The organism is Micromonospora sp. NBC_01405 (assembly GCF_045040155.1).
In the GTDB taxonomy this organism is placed as follows: domain Bacteria; phylum Actinomycetota; class Actinomycetes; order Mycobacteriales; family Micromonosporaceae; genus Micromonospora.
The window spans coordinates 4346308-4362897 of the sequence record NZ_CP109532.1 but is presented as its reverse complement, the minus strand read 5'-3'; the positions used below and the strand labels follow the sequence as shown (position 1 = coordinate 4362897).

Sequence of the window (16590 nt, the reverse complement as noted above, 5' to 3'; positions counted from 1 at the left end):
CTCCCGGTGGGACGTGGTCGTCGGTGGGGCCGGCGGGTCGGGGTGCGGGCGACACCGCCGGTCCACCGAGCGTGCCGGTCCCGGTGTCCCGGCCGCATGTGCGCGCCGTCCCGGCCACCCGGGAACTTCCGCCGGGCAGGGGGCGCCCGGCGGGCCGGTACCGCCGTCCCTTTCCGCCGGGACGCCGGGCCGTCCAACGTCTGAGCCGCGGATGCCGCAGGCCGGTTCCGCGAGTCCGACGGCGCCGGGACGGCGCCGCGACGCCCGGGGCGAGCAGGAGGCAACCATGGACGAACAGCACCGGACCCGACTGACAGGTGCGGTACGGGAGCTGACGCCGGAGCTGAGCCGGCGGGCGGAGGAGATCGAGGCCGCCCGGGAGTTGCCCGCCGATCTGCTCGACGGGCTCCGGGCCGCCGGCTGCTTCCGGATGTTCGTGCCGCGCAGCCACGGCGGGTACGAGGCGGACCCGCACACCGGGCTGGCGGTGCTGGAGGAGTTGGCCCGGGCCGACGGCTCCACCGGCTGGACGGTGATGATCGGCGCGGAGACGCCGCACCTGCTGGCGTTGCTGCCCCGGGACCGGTTCGACAAGTTCTACGCGTCGGGCCCGGACGTCGTGGTGGCCGGCGGTTTCGCCCCGCAGGGACGGGCCGAGCTGGCCGACGGCGGGTTCCAGGTCACCGGCCGGTGGGGGTTCGTCAGCGGCTCCCGGCACGCCGACTGGATCTTCGGCAACTGCCTGCTCACCGGGGACGGCCAGCCGCTGCCCGGCCCGAACGGCCAGCCCGTGGAGATACGTTCGATGCTGCTGCCCGCCGACGCGGTGACGGTGCAGGACACCTGGCACACGCTGGGGTTGCGCGGCACCGGCAGCCATGACGTGCTGATGGAGTCGGTGTTCTGCCCGGTGGAGCAGAGCTTCGACCTGTTCACCGGGGCCCCGTGCGTCCCGGGGCCCGGGTTCGTCGCGCCGCTGGCGCAGTTCGTCCTGCACCTGGGCGCGGTGGCCGTCGGGATCGCCCAGGGCGCCCTGGACGACACCGTGGCGCTGCTCGACGGCGGCCGGCAGCGGCTGTACGCGCGGCAGTCGCTGGCCGACTCGCCGGCCTTCCGGGTGCAGCTCGGCCGGGCCGACCTGAACGTCCGGGCGGCCCGGGCGCTGGTGCGGTCGCTGGCCCACGACCTGTTCCGGGCGGCCGACGCGGAGGACCCGGCCGCGGTCGAGGCGCTGCGCCCGCAGATCTCCGCCAGCCTGCCCTGGGTGACCGAGGTCGCCACCGCCGCCGTGGACGCCTGCTACCGGGCGGGCGGGGGCGGCGCGGCCCGCGACTCCTCCCCGGTGCAGCGCCGCTTCCGGGACATCCACACCTTTGCCCAGCACGCGGCGGCGGCGGAGGGCTGGCTGGGCAACAACGGCGCCCACCTGCTCGGCCGCCCCGTCGAACTGGCGTACTAAGCACCGACGATCCCACCCGATTCTTGGACAGTTCTCGTCAACCGTGAACGAGACTGTCCAAGAATCGAAATTCATCGGGCGAGCCTTGCGACACCGGAGGCATCCAGATGCCGGAGGCGCCCCTCAGCCCGGCCCGTTTCCACCATCTTCGGACCGGGCTGCCCGCTCGACCACCTCCTCGGGCGTCAGCGGCGCCTTGGGGTGGTGGGTCAGGCACAGCGGGGTGTCGACCTTGACGAACGGGAAGCCCTCGCCCGCGACGTAGAACTGGCCGCTGCTCAACAGCCCGATGTCGGGCAGCCGGCCACCCTTGGCCTCGGCGAGTTGCCGCGCCGCGTCGATCTGCGCCGGGGCGTTGAGCAGACCGAAGAACTGGGTGGTGGCGTTGCCCGAGATCTGGTTGTGCAGGCCCTTGGGGGCCTGGGTGGCGAAGACCAGCCCGAGGCCGTACTTGCGGGCCTGCGAGGCCAGGGCGATCGTGCTGGCCGTGCAGGCGGTGTTCCCGGTCGACGGGGCGAGGGTCTGCGCCTCGTCCATGACGAACAGGCCGCCAAGCGGCCGGTCCCCGGCGGGGTGCCGCCGCACCCAGGCGAACAGCGCCATCTGCAACTGGTTGACGAAGCTCTGCCGCTCCTGGTCGGAGGTGAGCCCGACGAAGCTGACCACCGACACCCGGGCCCGCCGGCCGGGCGTCGGGGTGAGCAGCAGCCCGGGGTCGGCCGGGGCGCCCGTGCCGCCGAACAGCGGGTCGGTGACCATCGCCGCCTTGAGCGCCTCGGCCAGTTCCAGGGCCAGCTTGTCGGCCCGGACCAGCCGGCTCACCCCGTCGGGCAGGTCGGCGAGGAACTCGGTGAAACCGGGCAGGCCCACCATGCCGGTCCTCGCGTACGCCAGCAGCGCCTCCGTCAGCACGGCCTTGCCCTGCTGGGCGAGCCGGGTGGGGCGGTCCACCCCGGCCCGGGGCGCGAGGGCCTCCACCGCCGAGCGGATGGCCTGGTCGAACTCGTCCGGCGAGTCCCGCACGGGGCTGAAGTCCGGCAGCGGCTGGAAGCTCAACGGACGCCCGGCGTTGACCCGGGGAGTCCAGACGACGACCTCCGTGTGGTCGAGGTAGTCCCGGGCCCGCTCGTCGTCGCCCGGCTCCCAGCCGACCGGCGGCTGCGGCCACGCGTCCCCCAGCCGGGCCAGGTCGTTGTTCGGGTCCAGCACGATCGAGGACACGCCCTGCCGGGCGCACTCCTCGACCAGCCGCCGGATCAGCACCGTCTTGCCCGACCCGGAACCGGCGAAGACCACGGCGTGCCGGCGCAGCGACTCCAGGTCCACCTGGAACGGTCGCCGCCCGTCCGTGGTGTGCCCCAGCCGGACCGTCGCCGGGTCCGGCCCGTCGCCGCCGACCGGCCGCTCCCCCGCCGCCCGGCCGTCGGCGGGGGCCGGCACCGCAGCACCGGGTGCGCCCGGGTCCGGCCCGTCGGGGGTTACCGGCACCAGGCCGTCGGCGGCCCCGGAAGCCGCCGTCGCCGGCTCGGCCGGGGCGGAGGCGGCCGGCGCAGGGGCGGCCGGGCCGGAGGCGTCGAGCACCGCACGGAACAGGGCGGTGCCGCTCGCCGGCCGGCGAGCGAGCAGCCATTCCTGGTACGCCGCGTCCGGCTCGCGGGCCAGCTCGCGCAGTGCGGCGAACACCCGCAGGTCGGCCTCCGCCACGGCGCACCGTACCCCGCCGGCGGCGTCGAACTCCGCCAGCACCTGGGCGGTACGCGGGCCGGTCGGCCAGGGGTCGTTGCGCAGGAGCACCAGTCGCCGCTGCGGGTACTGCCGGTCCAGGCCGGCCATCGTGCAGGCCGCCCGGACCCGGGCGATCGTGGCGATCGCGTTCGGGTGGGCGAGGCCGCGGAAGCACCAGTGCGCCTCGTTCTCGGTGGCCTCGTCCAGCACCTCGATGAGGCGACCGTGCAGCGCCGGCTTGCGGCCCGGCGGCGGGTCGTGCTTGTACGTGGCCCCCGTCGGGGCCTGCTCGGCGATCCACGCGGCGAGCCCGGCGGCGAGCAGCGGCGGCAGGTGCTCGTCCTCCGTGCGGTGCTCCAGCGCGGGCCCGACCTCAGCCGCCGCCACCAGCCGGGCGAACCGCTCGTCCAGCGGGCGCAGGTCCGCCGTCCCGGCCGGCCCCGGCGGCGGGACGACCGGAGAGTCCCCGCCGCCGACGAGCCGGTCGAGCAGGGTCACCTCGTCGGCGTCGCGGCACCGGGCGACGTGCCGGTCCACCCGGCGCAGCAGGGCCCGCGGGGTGAGGTTCGGGGCGTCGGCGAAGGCGTCGGGGCTGACCGGCCACGTCGGGTGGGGCGGGAAGAACCGCCGCTCGGTGAACACGGCGGCGAGCCGCTTCGCCACGATCGCCCGCCCGATCTGCGGCGTCGGGATCCGGTCGGGCAGCAGGGACACCCGGAACCGGTCCGCCACGGAGGTCGGCGCGCTGCGGGTCAGCAGCTCCCAGGTGTCCGGCAGGCAGGACACCACGAGCAGCGTCCGGCGGGTGACGTCGCGCAGGGTCAGCAGGCCGTCGGCGATCGGCCCGAACGCGGTCGCGTGGGCGTCGTCCAGCTCCGCGCGCGGGTCGAACATGGACGTGCTGGTCTGGGCGAAAAGCGTGTCGAGCTGGTCGACGGCGATCACCGTCGGGTCCAGCGTCAGCGCCATCAGCCGGGAGATGTCCTGGACGACCTGCTGCGGGAGGCGTACGCCGTGGGTGAGCCCCCACTCCGCCCGGCGCGCCGGGTCGCCGGGCTCGCTGATCAGGTGGGCGTAGCCGACGTCCTGGTCGTCGAACTCGCGGGAGCCGTGCAGCACGAGGGCCCGGGCGGTGTCCTGGCAGTCCCGGCCCACCTCGCGGTGGAAGGTGCGCAGGGCCCGGACGAAGGTGTCCAGGTGCTCGCGGGTGAGCGGCTCGGCGCCGGACACCGCGTCCCGGACCTCGGCGGGTAGGCCGAGCTGCGAGGTGAGCCGGCGCAGGAACTTGCGCAGCTGCGTGTCCCAGCCGCCCGACTCCCGGCCCATCCCCTCGACCATCGCCAGGGCGACGCTCGACCAGAAGGTCCGGCCGCTGACCATGTTGACCAGGAAGAAGTAGCCGCCGTCCTGCTGGATGCGCTCCCGGACCGCGCCGAGCAGATGGGTCTTGCCGGAGCCGGCCCGCCCCTGCATGGCCACCCCGAGGGGTCGGCTGGTGTCGTCGGTGCGGGCCCGGGCCACCCCGCGCAGGATCTCGGCGACCACCCGCTCGTGCAGCTCGGGCACGTCGTACGGGGAGGGCCGCCACACGTCGTCGGGGGTGACCGCCGGGTGGAAGGTCAACGCCTCCAGCGCGGCGCGCTCGTCGTCAGGAATCATGCCGCCCCGATCGACAGCGCGTGGTTGTCCTCGTCCCCGATGCGTACTGCCGCCGCCCGGTCCCGCGCGGTCAGCGACTTGCTGTTGGCGACCGGGATGATCCGTACGCCGTCCTGCCGGACCAGCGCCCGCAGCGCGGCGTCCACCGCCGCGCGGTCGGTGTTGTCGAGGTGGTCGCGCAGGTCGGCGAGGCCGACCCAGGCGCCGGGCGTCGCGGCCAGCTCCCGGTACGCGGCCCGGACCAGCTCCGCGACGTCCCCGCCGGCGGTGGGGGCGGCCGGGGGCGCGACCTCGGCGGTCGCCGGCGCGTCCTCGGCGGCCGGGGGCGGCCCGGCCGGGTCGGCGGCGGTCTGCTTGAAGAAGTCGGCGTGGCTGATCCGCAGCCGGTCCAGCCCCCGGTGCAGGTTTCCCAGCAGGGTGAACAGGGAGCGGCTGGCCGAGCCGCCCGCCCTGGGCGGGGCGCCGGTGTGCAGTTGGCGCATCACCCGCCAGCCCTCATCCGTCAGCTCGTGCGAGAGCATGCGGCGGCTGCGGTCGGTCTCGACCAGGCCCAGCTCCACCAGCTTCTTGTTGTCCTTGCCGGTGAGCGCGAACCCGGCCAGGTCCCGCAGCTCGGCGTTGGTCAGCTTCCGGGCCTCCACCATCAGCACGACGAGCGCTTGAATCTGGTTGGGGGTCAGGCTCGGCAGGTCCGCGGTGCTGCTCGACATGGTGCCTCTTTTTCCTGTCAGGGGTGCGCGCCGGCCGCGCGTCGTCGGGCCAGCAGGTCCCGGATGCACCGGATGACGGCCTGGACGTCGGTCAGCACCTGTTCGTTGGTGAACCGGAGCACGTCGAGCCCCCGAAGCTGGAGCTGTACGTCGCGCCGCCGGTCGTCGGCGAACATGATGGCTCCCCGATGCTCCGGGCCGTCCACCTCGACCGCAAGCCCTTCGACCGTCCAGAGCAGATCCAGGCGGTACGGCCGACCCAGTGGATGCCATTCGTAGGTGTGGTTCCACCGCCGGCCACGGGCCCAGTCGTGCGGGGCGAGGGCACGCTCCAGGGCCTGTTCGGCGGCGCTGTCCGGCCGGGGCGCCCCGGCCAGCGGCGGGTACGACAGGCCCACCACACCCGGGCCGGCGGGGCTGTCGGAAACCCGACCGATGCCCCCGGTCAGCTCGGCGAGGTGTATCGGGAGCCGGAGCGGCACCGGTCGGACCCGGTCGGCTCCGTGCGGGAGCGGGCCGACCAGCCACACCGCGCACCGGCCGTGCTGGACCAGCCACTCGGCCGCCGCCACGAGCGCCCGCTCGTCCTCCGGCCCGGCCCCCTGCGGCGACTCGGCCACCAGCACGCAGGACTCCCGGTCGTACGCGTCAGCGAGCACCCGGGTGAGGCCGGCGGCCCGCACCTCGGCGGGAAAGCGCGACGGGCGCGCACGCCGGCGGTCCTCGCCGGGGCCCTGCGGGCCGCTCCCGCCCGGCTGCCCCAGGGCCCGCTCGGCCAGGTCGGCGAGAAACGGCCCGAAGTGCTCGGAGCGGGCCGCGACCCGGATGGCGAGTTCCCGGGCGGCGGTGGCGCCGAGGCGTCCGCGGCCGTCGAGCCGGGCCGCGCCGGGCAGCCAGCGGGGAAACAGTGCCCGGGCGGCGTCCTCCAGCTCGTCGAGGAGGACGGTGACCAGACTGGCGAGGGAAAGGCCCCGCGTCGGCCGGTAGGCGACCACCGCCGGCGCGGACGGCGGCAGCGGGTCCAGGGCCAACCGGAGCAGCTCGGAGTCGACGCCCGCGAGGTGGCTGACGCGAAGCGGCGGGACAGCCGTCCACCACTCCGGACCGGCCCCGCTGCGCATGGCCACGCACGCTACCGAGCCGGCGGCGCGGGCGCTGCCCCATGCTCGCCGGGCACGCGGCCGGACGCCGTGGCCGGGGAAACCGGGCTGACCGACCGGCGCGCTCCTGCGGACAGAGTCGACGCGGCGACCGGTGCGGATCAGCTTCCGCCGGCCCGCCGCCGACGCAACGCGTGGGCGACTCCGCTGACCGCGGTCGTGCCGGCCGCCATCCCGAGCAGGACCAGGACCGCGCCGACCGCCCACAGGCCCGAGTCGTCGCTCGTCGCCGCCCGCCACGCCCAGGCGACGGTGAAGGCCACCGTCATCACCGGCGCCACCAGCCAGGGGCGGAGCACCCAACCGCCGACGACGGCGACCACCGCCAGGGACAGGACGCACCCGACGACCTGCCAGACGTCGTAGGGGCCGCTGACCGAGTCGGTCACCGGGTCGACCGTGTACTCCGTGTCCCAGCCGATCCAGGCCCACCAGACCGCGACCGTCGCCACCGCGAGGACCAACCCACCGAGCAGAGCACGCGTACGCGTAGAGGTGTTCACGACAAGATCCTCCCCCTGCCGACCCCGCACCACGAACAAGCCCCACCTCGATGAACTGCAACCTTGGACAGTTTCCGTCACCAGCGGACGGGAACTGTCCAAGGTTCGGAGGTGAGGGCCGCCTCGGCGGTCCGGGCCCCGCACGTGAACGTTTCGATCGAAGGCCCCGGCCTCCGGAACTGCCGGGTGCTGACAGCCTCGCCGCCGTGTCCGCTCAGGTGGAGGGCCGTGTGCAGCGGTTTGACTCGATCGGCGAGACTCGGGCGGTACCCCGCCCCTCGCGGCGACGGACCCGACCCCTCGGCACAAGGCTGGAGCGCATGTCACACACCCTCCCGATCTGGCTGGCCGGTGGCCTGCTGCTGGTGGGTGCGGGCTTCGCGACGACCCTGCTGCCCCGGTGGCGGGCCCGGGAGCAGGCGCGCCGTACCGCCTGGTCCACCGCCCGCGCACAGATCGACAGCGCGGCCGTCAGCCGGGACGCGGCCGGCACCCGGGTGCCCGAGGCCGAGCAGTTGCTCGCCCGCGCCGAGCTGATCGCCGCCGGCCGGGGCGGGCCGGCGGCGGCGCGGACGGCGGCCGAGCACGCCCGGCAGGCCGACCGGCTGTGGCGGGAGCACGCGTGATCCGCCACTTGGGCCAGGACCGTCGCGAGTTGCTGCGCTGGGCGTTCCTCGGCATCGCCGTGGTCGTCCTGGTGGTATTCCTGCTCGCCCAGCGGCAGAGCGTCGACGTCAGCTACGGCAGGTCGCCGGCGTCCTCCCAGGGGGTCGAGGAGGGCTCGGCCGGCGAGCTGAGCGACGCGAGCGTGCCCTCGGAGGACGAGATGACCGCGCTGGTGTCCGCCGCCCCCGTGGTGCGGCTGCCCGGTTCGACCGCGCGGTGGAACGAGCAGCGGGTACGGGAGATCATCGGGAACCGGGACGTCCGCATCCTGGTCGCCCCGCCCGGGCTGGACGAGGACGAACGCCTCCGGGTGAAGCGCGTGAGGAACGCGACCGTCCGGGTGGTCGGCACCGAGGTGAGCGGGGGCCTCTATCAGGCCGTCCCCGACGACCTGCCCGGCTGGCGCGGCCAGTTCGCCGCCGGCGACGTGACGGGGCCGCTGCTGACGCTCATCGCGAAGCTGGAGGACCAGCCCACCCCGCCCGACGGCGACGAGCTGCGCTGGCGGGAGCCGAGCGCCCGGGAGCTGGCCGTGGTCGCCGCCGATCTGCGGGCGACCGGGCTGCACCGCGCGCCGGGGGCCACGCTCACCAAGGTTCCCGCCGGCAACGCCGAGAACGCCTTCCCGGACGGCGTCCTCTTCGTCGCGTTCCCCCCGCAGCGCGACGGCGCGCCGGTGCCCCAGTACGGTCCGGCGCTGACCAGGCTCTTTCCGGGCACCCCGATCGTGGTGATGTACGGCCTCTGGATCGAGTACCACGGCCCGTGGCAGGAGGACTTCGCCGAGCTGGCCGGGGCGAGCTTCTACGGTCAGTTCGGCGGCCGGCTCAGCCGGTACGACTACCCGCAGTACAACGTGTTGGCGGTCTACCTGAACCGGGTCACCGACGTCCGCTACGCGGGCCTGTTCGACCGGCCCCTGCCGTATCGTCCGATCGACCCGCTGCGGGTGGCACTGCCGGCGCTGCCGTGGGTGTTCGCGGGCTGCGTGGCGGCGTTCCTGACCCTGTCGATCCGGTCGCTGCGTCGCTTCGAGGACAGCCGGGGCGGCCGGCGGGGCGACCCGCGCCGGGGCGACGTGCCGGCCCGGTTGGCCGGTCTGACCGCCCTCGCCGTCGAGATGTCCCTGCTGACCGACGCCCGCAGCGACCCGGCGCTGACCCGGGGCATCGTCCGGCTGCAGGCGGCCCGCGAGTCGCTGGGCGCGAACCTGCCGGACCGGCACGTCTGGACGTTGCTGAACGACGCGGCGGACGAGTTGGACGACGCCGCGCGCACGCTGGGCATCCCCAGCTACCGACCGGACCGCTACCTCCGGGGCAGGTTGTCGTGAAACCGACCGTACGTCGCTGGCTCGGCGACCTGTTCGGCACGTCCTTCGGCCGCGCGGTGCTGGCCTGCGCGGTCCTGGCGGGCTGGGCGTTGTGGAGTGGCGGGGCGCTGGACGGCCCGGCGGCCCGGCAGGTCCGCACCTCGTCGGTGTACGCCGCGCCCGGCGTCGACCTGGACCGGGCCGCCGCGGAACGGGTCATCGGCAACCGCAGGCTGGTCGTGCTGCTGCTCGAACCGGGCGCGGACCTGCGGGACGCCTGCCACCAGGTCGAGCGCGCCGCCGACGGGACGGTCGTGCTGGTGATGAGCCGCGACGGCGACGACTACGACACCTACGGCTGCGCGCTGCTGCCCGGGCACAAGAAGAAGAACCTCGGCCGGGCCGCCGTCGCCGAGATGACCGTCGGCCGGGGCATCGACACCTTCGCCGACCGTCCCCTGGAGGCGCTGAAGGTCGTCACCGTCAACTACGACCTGCTGGTGAAGAGCGGCACCGTTCCCGACGGGGCCCGCACGATCAGCCCCTCCCTGCCCCGGTACCTGCTGGCGGCCGCCGCGATCGCGGGCGTCATCGCCGCGGCGACGGCGCTCTACGTCGGAGGCCGGCGGGCGGGCCGGCTCGCGGCTACCCACCACAACCGCCGCGACGAACGCACGGACGACCGGAGGGCGCTCAGCGCCGCCGTCGCCGTCCTGGCCCAGCAGATCATCGACCTCGACCAGCAGTACGCCCTGGCGAACGGCCGGCGCGACCGCCCCAACCGGCAGTTCCGCCGCAGTTACCTGAAGCTGACATCCGAGTACGCCGCGCTGCTCGACGGCATCACGGCCGTGGACGGCGACGACGAGGCGGCCGTCCGCGAACTCACCGAGCGCGTCGACTCGCTGAGCCTGCGGGCCCGGTCGGTAGCCGAGGCGGGGCTCGAAACCCTTCCTGCGGCCGACCGTCCTGCCGGCGGGTGAGCCGTGGTTGACGTGCCCGACATGTACGCCGACGCGGTCCGCGAGGAGCGCGACGCGCTGTGGCGGCTGGTCGACGAGGCCAGGGACCTGGCGAAGGCCGGCGACCCGGCGGGGCTACGGGATCTCGCCGACCGGGTCCGGCGGCGGCTGGCGACCGGCGACAGCATCGAACACACCGGCGGGCATCTCGGCGGGAACATGGCGGACGTCAGCGCCGCGCTCGACGACGTGTACGACGAGGCGTTCCCGGTGCGGAACCCGGACGATCCGGTGGAGGTGCTGGACGCCCCGTGGCCCACCGCCCGCCGTGCGGCGATGCTGGCATCCGCAGTGGACCGGGTGGGCTGGCGAAAGCCGCCGCTCGAACCGTTGGCCGAGCGGGCGGTCGCCGCCGCCGACGTGCGCCTGCTGCGGCTGCTGGTGCTCACCCCGCTGGGCCGCGCGGGTCGGGAGACCGTGGTGCGGATCCTGGACGCCCTGCACGCGGCGGGCGCGCTCGACGTCGAGGTCGTCGAGAAGGCGTTCGCCGACGACGCGTACCTGGGCAGGGCCATCGGCGGGGGCTCACCGGCGGAGGGCGCCACGGCTTCGGCGCCGGCCGGCTGCGCCCCGGTCGTCCGGGATTACTTCGACGCGCTGGCCTGGCGGCTGACCTCGCCGGCCGAGCCCGACTGGGACGGGCTGCCCGAGGTGCTGGTGCCGCGCGGCCTGCGGTTCGTGCTGCGGGCCCTGGACCGGCCGCACGACCGCCGGATGGCCGACCGCTTCGGCCCCGCCGAGCTGACCGATGACGAGCGGTCCGCCCTGGTGGACCACCTGCGCGACCGCCCCGCCGAGCAGCGGCGGTACGCCTTCGAGCTACGGCTGCCGGCCGGTGACGCGGAGGTGCTGCTGCCGGTGCTCGGGTTGCCGGGGGCGGAGCCGCTGCTGCGGCTGGTGCTGGCGACCGCCGCGACGGAGGCGGGGCGGCAGGACCGGGCCGGCATCCTGGCCGCCGTGCGGCGGGCCGGTGACGACGGCGCCCGCCGGCTGCTGGGGCTCTGCCCGAGCGAGGTGATCGCCGCCGCGCCGGGCTGGAACCGGGCGGCCGTCGAGAAGCGGGTCAAGCGCAACGCGCTGTCCGGCATCGCCGCGTTCGGCCTGCTGCCGCTGGCCGACGGCGAGACCGTGCTCGATCGTTATCTGGCCCTGCGCGAGGTGGCGAAGCGGGGCCCGAAGCTCGGCCCCAACCGCCGGCACAGCCACGCCGCCGCGGTCGCGGTCGCGCTCGACCACCTGGCCCAGGTGGCGGGCCTTCCCGACGCGGACCGCCTGGAGTGGGACTGCGAGGCGCGCATCGCCGCCGAGACCCCGGGCGACTGGCACATCGGTGACTACACCGTCGGGGTGCGGCTCGCCGACGCCGACCCGGTTCTCACGGTCAGCAGGGCCGGCCGGGCGCTGAAGTCGGTGCCGGCCACGGTCCGCGCCGACCCGAGGTACGCCCACGCGCGCGAACACCAGGAGCGGCTGCGCGACCAGGCCCGCCGGATGCGCGGCGGGCTGATCGAGCGGCTGGTCGCCACCGGGGGCACCCTCGCCCCCGACGAGCTGCTGCGCCTGCGGCGGCTGCCGGCCGGGCAGGCGATGCTGCCCGCGTTGATCTGGCAGGACCGGACGGGCGCCGTGGGCCTGCTCGACCAGATCGACCTCGACGGTCCGGTCATCGCGGCGCACCCCTTCCTGCTGCACGAGCGACGCCTGCTCGACCACTGGCAGGCGGAGATCGTCCGGCTGGGGATCCGGCAGCCCGTGAAGCAGGCGTTCCGCGAGTTGTACCTGTTGACGCCGGCCGAGCGCGACGCCGTCGACGTGTCGAGGCGGTTCGCCGGGCACACCGTCGACGGCGGGGTGGCCGGCCAGTTGCTGTCCGGACGCGGCTGGTCGACCCACGACCGGTACGACGCGCACCAGGTGACCCGCCCGGTGACCGCCGGGCTCACCGCCGCGCTGGCCTGCGAACTGTCCGGCTACTTCGGTGGGGGCGATGTGGTCGTCGGCGAACTGCGCTTCCTCGCGGCCGGCTCGGCGGTCCCCCTCGCGGAGGTGCCACCCGTGGCGTTCTCCGAGGTCATGCGCGACCTGGACCTCGTCGTGTCAATGGCCGGCGCCCAATCGCACGGGTAGGCCTCGCCGCCGCACCGGCGAACCGGGCCCATCCCGATCACGGGGCTGAGCTGGGCTCACCTTTATGCCGGCCCGGCGGACGGGCGCCGATGGCCCGGGTCGACGTCATCGCCCCGGGCCATCGGCTGTCGCGTCACAGCCGCTCGTTCATGCCATCGGCTGTCGCGTCACAGCCGCTCGTTCATGCCGTCGGTCAGGCGCGGGTGATGCGGACCGCGTCGGCGATGACGTAGCCGGTGCCGCTGGTCCACCGGCTCACTCCCACCTTGTTGCCTGCGCCTGCGGCCAGCGTGAACACGCCGAGTGACACCCATCGTCCCCCGTTGAGCCGCTGGTTCACCTTCACCGTCTGGCTGCCGCTGGTGGTGGCGACGACGTACGGGGTCGAGTCGTTGTAGCCCGGGTCGGCCGGGTACCAGACCGAGACCTCGTAGCTGCCGGTCGCCGGGAGGTCCGCTGCGAACCAGGCGGCATCGCTGGCGGGGGTCGGGGTGGCGAACCGGTAGTCGGTGCCGAACCGCTGGCTGGAATAGGCTGAGGTGCTCCAGTTCGCGCTCGCGGTGAACCGGCCCGTGGTGGTGTTGTCGACCGTGACGGTGAACCCCTGCGGCGGCTCGGTGGTTCCGGTCGAGACGTCGAGATAGTCGCGGTCGATGTAGATCGTCACGCCGCCCCAGGTCTCGCTGGTGTCGCCGGTGTACTGGTGGATGCGCTGGTGGTTGCTGTAGTAAGCGTCCGGGCAGTAGTCGCCGGCGTCGGTGTTCGCCACGCCGTTCCACCAGCCGAGGAAGAGATGGTCGACGCGGGTGTACCGGGTGTCGTTGTAGGCGTTGCACAGGTCCCGGACGCCGGAGGATCCGCTGGAGTACATGCCCGAGAGGTAGCCGAGCGTGTGCAGGCGTTCGGTCCAGCCGGAGAGGTACGAGAGCACGGCCGCCTTGCACGACTCACCCGACGGGTACTGCTCGATGTCGTTGTAGATCGCGCTGCCGGCGGGGATGCCCAGCGCCTTGGCCGCGTTCACCGCACTGTTCGCCCGGGTCGCACCCTCGGACCGCGCCGTGGCGGGGTCGTACGACATCTTCGGCAGGCGGGTGCCGCACGGCGCCTGGCGGTCGAGCTCGATGGGGATGAGGTGCCAGCCCTTGGCGGCCTGGTTGGCGACCCAGGTCGCGGTCAGGTTGGCCTGCGTGCAGGAGCGGCTCGCGCCGCTGATGTAGATGCCGACAGCACGGTAGGGCGAGCTGTTGCGCCACGTGTCCATCGTCGACTGCGACGGGGCGGTGCACGTGTCGAAGCCCTTGCCGGTGTAGGTGCCCGGCTGCGGGCCGGGCGCCGCCGCCGAGGCCACCGTGGCGGGCGTCGAGGCCGCGCGGACGGCGTCCAGGGAAACCGGCCTGGCACCCGCGCCGAGCTTGGCGGCGGACAGGATCCGGCGGACCGCCGGCTCGGTCTGCGGCGTGTGGACGGCCGTGACGAGTACGCCCGCGTCGCGCACCGCGACCTGGGCCGCCCCGTCGCGGGACACCAGGGTGTCCACGGTCGCCCGGCCGCCGGCCGTGACGGCGGTGTCCGCGGTGAGGCGCTCGGCGGTGACGGCGTCGATCGGCTCGATGATCAGTCCCGCCGTGCGCCCGACCAGCCCGGTGGGGCACCAGGGCTCGGCGCTCGGATGACCGAGGTAGACCGTGAGTCGGTCGAACCGGACGCAGGCGTGCGGGTCGGTGGACAGGTCGACGACCTGCCAGTCCGCCGGCACCGACACCTGGTAGCCGCGGTAGCTGACGATCTGTTCGCCGGTGGGGGCCGCCCAGGTCGGGGTGGCCGCCACAGCCGGAGCGACGATGGCGGCCACGAGGCCGGCCATGATCCTTCTTATCCTCATCGAGGCATCTCCGTGGGTGAAATCCTTCGCGAGCAACGCAGATATTGGCAAATTCCTACCATGCGCGGGCTGCTCGCACCAGAGATCTGCGTCGATGGAAGAGCGGTGTTGTTCTCCCGCTACCCTCCGACCGCGCGGGCGCGGCGCTGCTACGACGGCCGAGTGCGCTTGATCTTGGTTCCGCAAAGACGCATCCAACCGGGAAGCCGAAGCAGCGGCTCGGTCCGGTGGCGCACCGGTGACGGCCACCCGAATCGCCCGGGACGTGAGCACGGTGGCGGCGTCCTGGCTCTGCTGCGGCCGAACCGCCGCGAAGCGCTCCACGCCGACGTAGGCCGCTGACCTGCGGCGACAAGCCGCGACGGTGACGGCCCGACCGGCCCGGACGCGTGGCCCGGGCCGGCCGCCCACCAGCCGCGCCTACTACGACCGCAAACGCGGCGAAGGCAAACGCCACAACGCCGCCCTCATCTGCCTCGCCCGACGCCGCTGCGACGTCCTCCACGCCATGCTCCGCGACAAGATCCCCTACCAACCCCGCCCAACAACACCGATCACCGCTTGACCAAACCCATAGGGACACCCCCCCGATGGCGAACCGTCTGACGACGTCCCACCCGCGGAGTCCGCAGCTCAGGTGCGGATGTTGGGCAGGTTGACCCCGCAGGTGCGTTCGATGAACTCCCCCGCGCGGCGTCCGCTCGCCTTTACCGCCGTGCCGTTCGGCACGGCCGCCTCCGCAGCGGACGCGTCGTCGTGCTCGTGCGCGGCCGTGCCGGGGTCGTGCTCGTGCGCGGCCGTGCCGGCGTCGTGACCGGCCGCCTCCGGGCTCGATCCGGTCGGGCCGTGGTCGTGCGGGGTGGTGGGCTCGGGTCCCCCCAGTGCACCGGCGAGCCGCTCCAGGTCCGGGGTGAGCTCCCGTGGTGCGGAGCGGATCAGGGCGGCCATCGCCTCGACCCGCTGCTCACTGGTGAGCTCGCTCTGGTTGACCAGAGCGAAGGTCTGCGCCTCGGCACAGAACTGGCTCCGGCCCGACCAGTCCGAGGGCAGATCCGGCCGAGACAGCCACCACCCGCCCAGCGCGGCGGCGGCCACCGCGACCACCGCCGCACCGGAGAACAGCAGACGACGATCAGACATTGTCATTGATCGCGGTGATGTCATGGCTGTCGAAGTTCTTGGGCCAGATCTCGCTGCGCATACACGAGTTGTTGTCCGTGTCGGCGCTCTTCGAGCGGTGGCCCAGCGAGCCGGTGTGCCCGAGTTCGTGACAGCCGAGGCTCTGCCAGTAGCCCGTGGACTTGCCGCTCATCGTCCGGGTGTTGAATTTGACGTCGTACTGGTCGCACAGCCCGTTCCACCAGTTGGTGTCGGTGCAGGTCGTCTGCCCGTACCAAGAACTGGAGTACGACTTGTCGTAGACGTGGATGTCCCCGCCGCCGGTCGAGGTGTTGATCTGCGAGCGGTCGAGCTGAGCCCGGCCGTGCGAGACCGCCGCCTTGCCGGCGCTCGTCAGCGAGTTCGACTCCACCGCCTGTTCCTTGTTGTCCGGCTTGCCGCTGTTGGCCTTGCCGCCGTGCCCGGCCATGGCCGGTGGCGCCAACGCCACCACGGCGATCAGCGTGGTACCGAGGACGATCGTCGTGCGCTTCATTCCCCACTCTCCTCCGGAGGCTGCGGCAGCTCCGCGGTCGGCATCGACTCGGTCAGCGTGCCGGCGGCGACCTGCCCGCTCGCCGCGACGACCGTGTTGTTCAGGAACGAGGGCGCCATCGTGGTGATCGACGTGGCCAGCTCGTTCTCCGCGTTGCTGGGCCGCAGCGCGCCGTCGACCACCAGCGCGCGCCCGTCGGAGCTGGCCAGCTGGTAGGTGTAGGGGTTGCTGGTGCCGACGGCGCGGCGCAGGAAGAAGTAGCCGGTGTCGCCCACCGCACTCCAGGCCACGTTGTTGGAGATGTAGCCGCGCCCCTCCTCGTCCCAGCCCTCCTCCTCGAGGGTGATGGACGGCGGGATGATCAGGTTCTTCGGGTTGTGCAGGACGTCGTACTGGGTGATTGTCACCGTCCGCAGCCGGATGTCACCGCCAACCGCCGCCGGGTCCTCGTCGGCGCCGGCCAGCCGGCCGGGCTCCGCCGAGGTGACCGTGCCGAAGACCACCAGGTGTGAGGTGGCGGTCATCTGCTCGACGGTCTGGAAGTCGTACATCTCCTTGCCGAAGGCAAGCGCCTCGGGCTGTGTGTCGTAGCGCACGCCGGGGTCGGCCCGGCCGACACCAACGGCCGCCACGAGCGCGACCACCGCGACGGCCCCTGCCGCCGTCAGGCCCAGCCGGCGTGGGCCGGGACGCCTGAGTTTCTCCACT

The 16590-nt window shown here is 73.9% G+C and carries 13 protein-coding genes and 1 pseudogene; 6 read left to right on the top strand and 8 right to left on the bottom strand.

All coding sequences use genetic code 11. The features are described from left to right. Positions 1–286: 286 nt before the first annotated feature. Entirely contained in the window at positions 287–1459 is a 1173-nt protein-coding gene (locus OG559_RS19080; protein WP_405105566.1) for an acyl-CoA dehydrogenase family protein, read from the top strand. Positions 1460–1582: 123 nt separating this feature from the next. On the opposite strand, the gene OG559_RS19075 is transcribed toward OG559_RS19080, so the two are convergent. The 4 genes from OG559_RS19075 to OG559_RS19060 all read right to left on the bottom strand — a co-directional run bounded on the left by OG559_RS19075 (position 1583) and on the right by OG559_RS19060 (position 7216). Further along, on the bottom strand, positions 1583–4843 hold the full coding sequence (locus tag OG559_RS19075; protein WP_405105564.1) for an ATP-binding protein: 3261 nt from the start codon (positions 4841–4843) through the stop codon (positions 1583–1585). Next, complete coding sequence (locus OG559_RS19070; protein ID WP_405105562.1) at positions 4840–5553, bottom strand: hypothetical protein; 714 nt, start codon at positions 5551–5553, stop codon at positions 4840–4842. The genes OG559_RS19075 and OG559_RS19070 overlap by 4 nt, the downstream gene beginning before the upstream one ends. Positions 5554–5570: 17 nt before the next feature. Further along, positions 5571–6674 carry an endonuclease domain-containing protein gene (locus tag OG559_RS19065; protein WP_405105560.1) on the bottom strand — a complete coding sequence of 368 codons (1104 nt, stop codon included), beginning with the start codon at positions 6672–6674 and terminating at the stop codon, positions 5571–5573. Positions 6675–6814: 140 nt separating this feature from the next. Continuing rightward, positions 6815–7216 carry a hypothetical protein gene (locus OG559_RS19060; RefSeq protein WP_405105559.1) on the bottom strand — a complete coding sequence of 134 codons (402 nt, stop codon included), beginning with the start codon at positions 7214–7216 and terminating at the stop codon, positions 6815–6817. 320 nt (positions 7217–7536) lie between these two features. Between OG559_RS19060 and OG559_RS19055 the strand changes: the two genes are divergently transcribed. The 4 genes from OG559_RS19055 to OG559_RS19040 are packed head-to-tail and all read left to right on the top strand — an operon-like array spanning position 7537 to position 12343. Next, positions 7537–7842, top strand: a complete 306-nt coding sequence (locus OG559_RS19055) for a DUF6403 family protein (RefSeq protein ID WP_405105557.1) — start codon at positions 7537–7539, stop codon at positions 7840–7842. After that, positions 7839–9215, top strand: a complete 1377-nt coding sequence (locus OG559_RS19050; protein ID WP_405105555.1) for a hypothetical protein — start codon at positions 7839–7841, stop codon at positions 9213–9215. Before OG559_RS19055 ends, OG559_RS19050 begins: the two co-directional genes overlap by 4 nt. Next, positions 9212–10177: a hypothetical protein gene (locus tag OG559_RS19045; protein WP_405105553.1), complete on the top strand. Its 966-nt coding sequence runs from the start codon at positions 9212–9214 to the stop codon at positions 10175–10177. Before OG559_RS19050 ends, OG559_RS19045 begins: the two co-directional genes overlap by 4 nt. A 3-nt stretch (positions 10178–10180) precedes the next feature. Continuing rightward, complete coding sequence (locus tag OG559_RS19040; protein ID WP_405105551.1) at positions 10181–12343, top strand: DUF4132 domain-containing protein; 2163 nt, start codon at positions 10181–10183, stop codon at positions 12341–12343. Between the two features lie 193 nt (positions 12344–12536). Here OG559_RS19040 and OG559_RS19035 read toward each other — a convergent pair whose 3' ends face one another. After that, entirely contained in the window at positions 12537–14210 is a 1674-nt protein-coding gene (locus OG559_RS19035) for a glycoside hydrolase domain-containing protein (RefSeq protein WP_405105549.1), read from the bottom strand. Between the two features lie 424 nt (positions 14211–14634). On the opposite strand from OG559_RS19035, the pseudogene OG559_RS19030 reads away from it, so the two are divergent. After that, positions 14635–14793: pseudogene (locus OG559_RS19030) on the top strand (IS110 family transposase); the annotation flags it as partial. A gap of 68 nt (positions 14794–14861) precedes the next feature. On the opposite strand, the gene OG559_RS19025 reads toward OG559_RS19030, so the two are convergent. From OG559_RS19025 to OG559_RS19015, 3 genes are read right to left on the bottom strand one after another with little or no spacing between them, the layout of a single operon-like run. After that, positions 14862–15368, bottom strand: a complete 507-nt coding sequence (locus tag OG559_RS19025) for a hypothetical protein (protein WP_405105547.1) — start codon at positions 15366–15368, stop codon at positions 14862–14864. Continuing rightward, positions 15361–15882 (bottom strand): hypothetical protein, encoded by a 522-nt coding sequence (locus tag OG559_RS19020; RefSeq protein ID WP_091630141.1) that lies wholly within the window; start codon positions 15880–15882, stop codon positions 15361–15363. The genes OG559_RS19025 and OG559_RS19020 overlap by 8 nt, the downstream gene beginning before the upstream one ends. Next, positions 15879–16589: a hypothetical protein gene (locus OG559_RS19015; RefSeq protein ID WP_405105544.1), complete on the bottom strand. Its 711-nt coding sequence runs from the start codon at positions 16587–16589 to the stop codon at positions 15879–15881. The genes OG559_RS19020 and OG559_RS19015 overlap by 4 nt, the downstream gene beginning before the upstream one ends. Position 16590 lies beyond the last annotated feature (1 nt).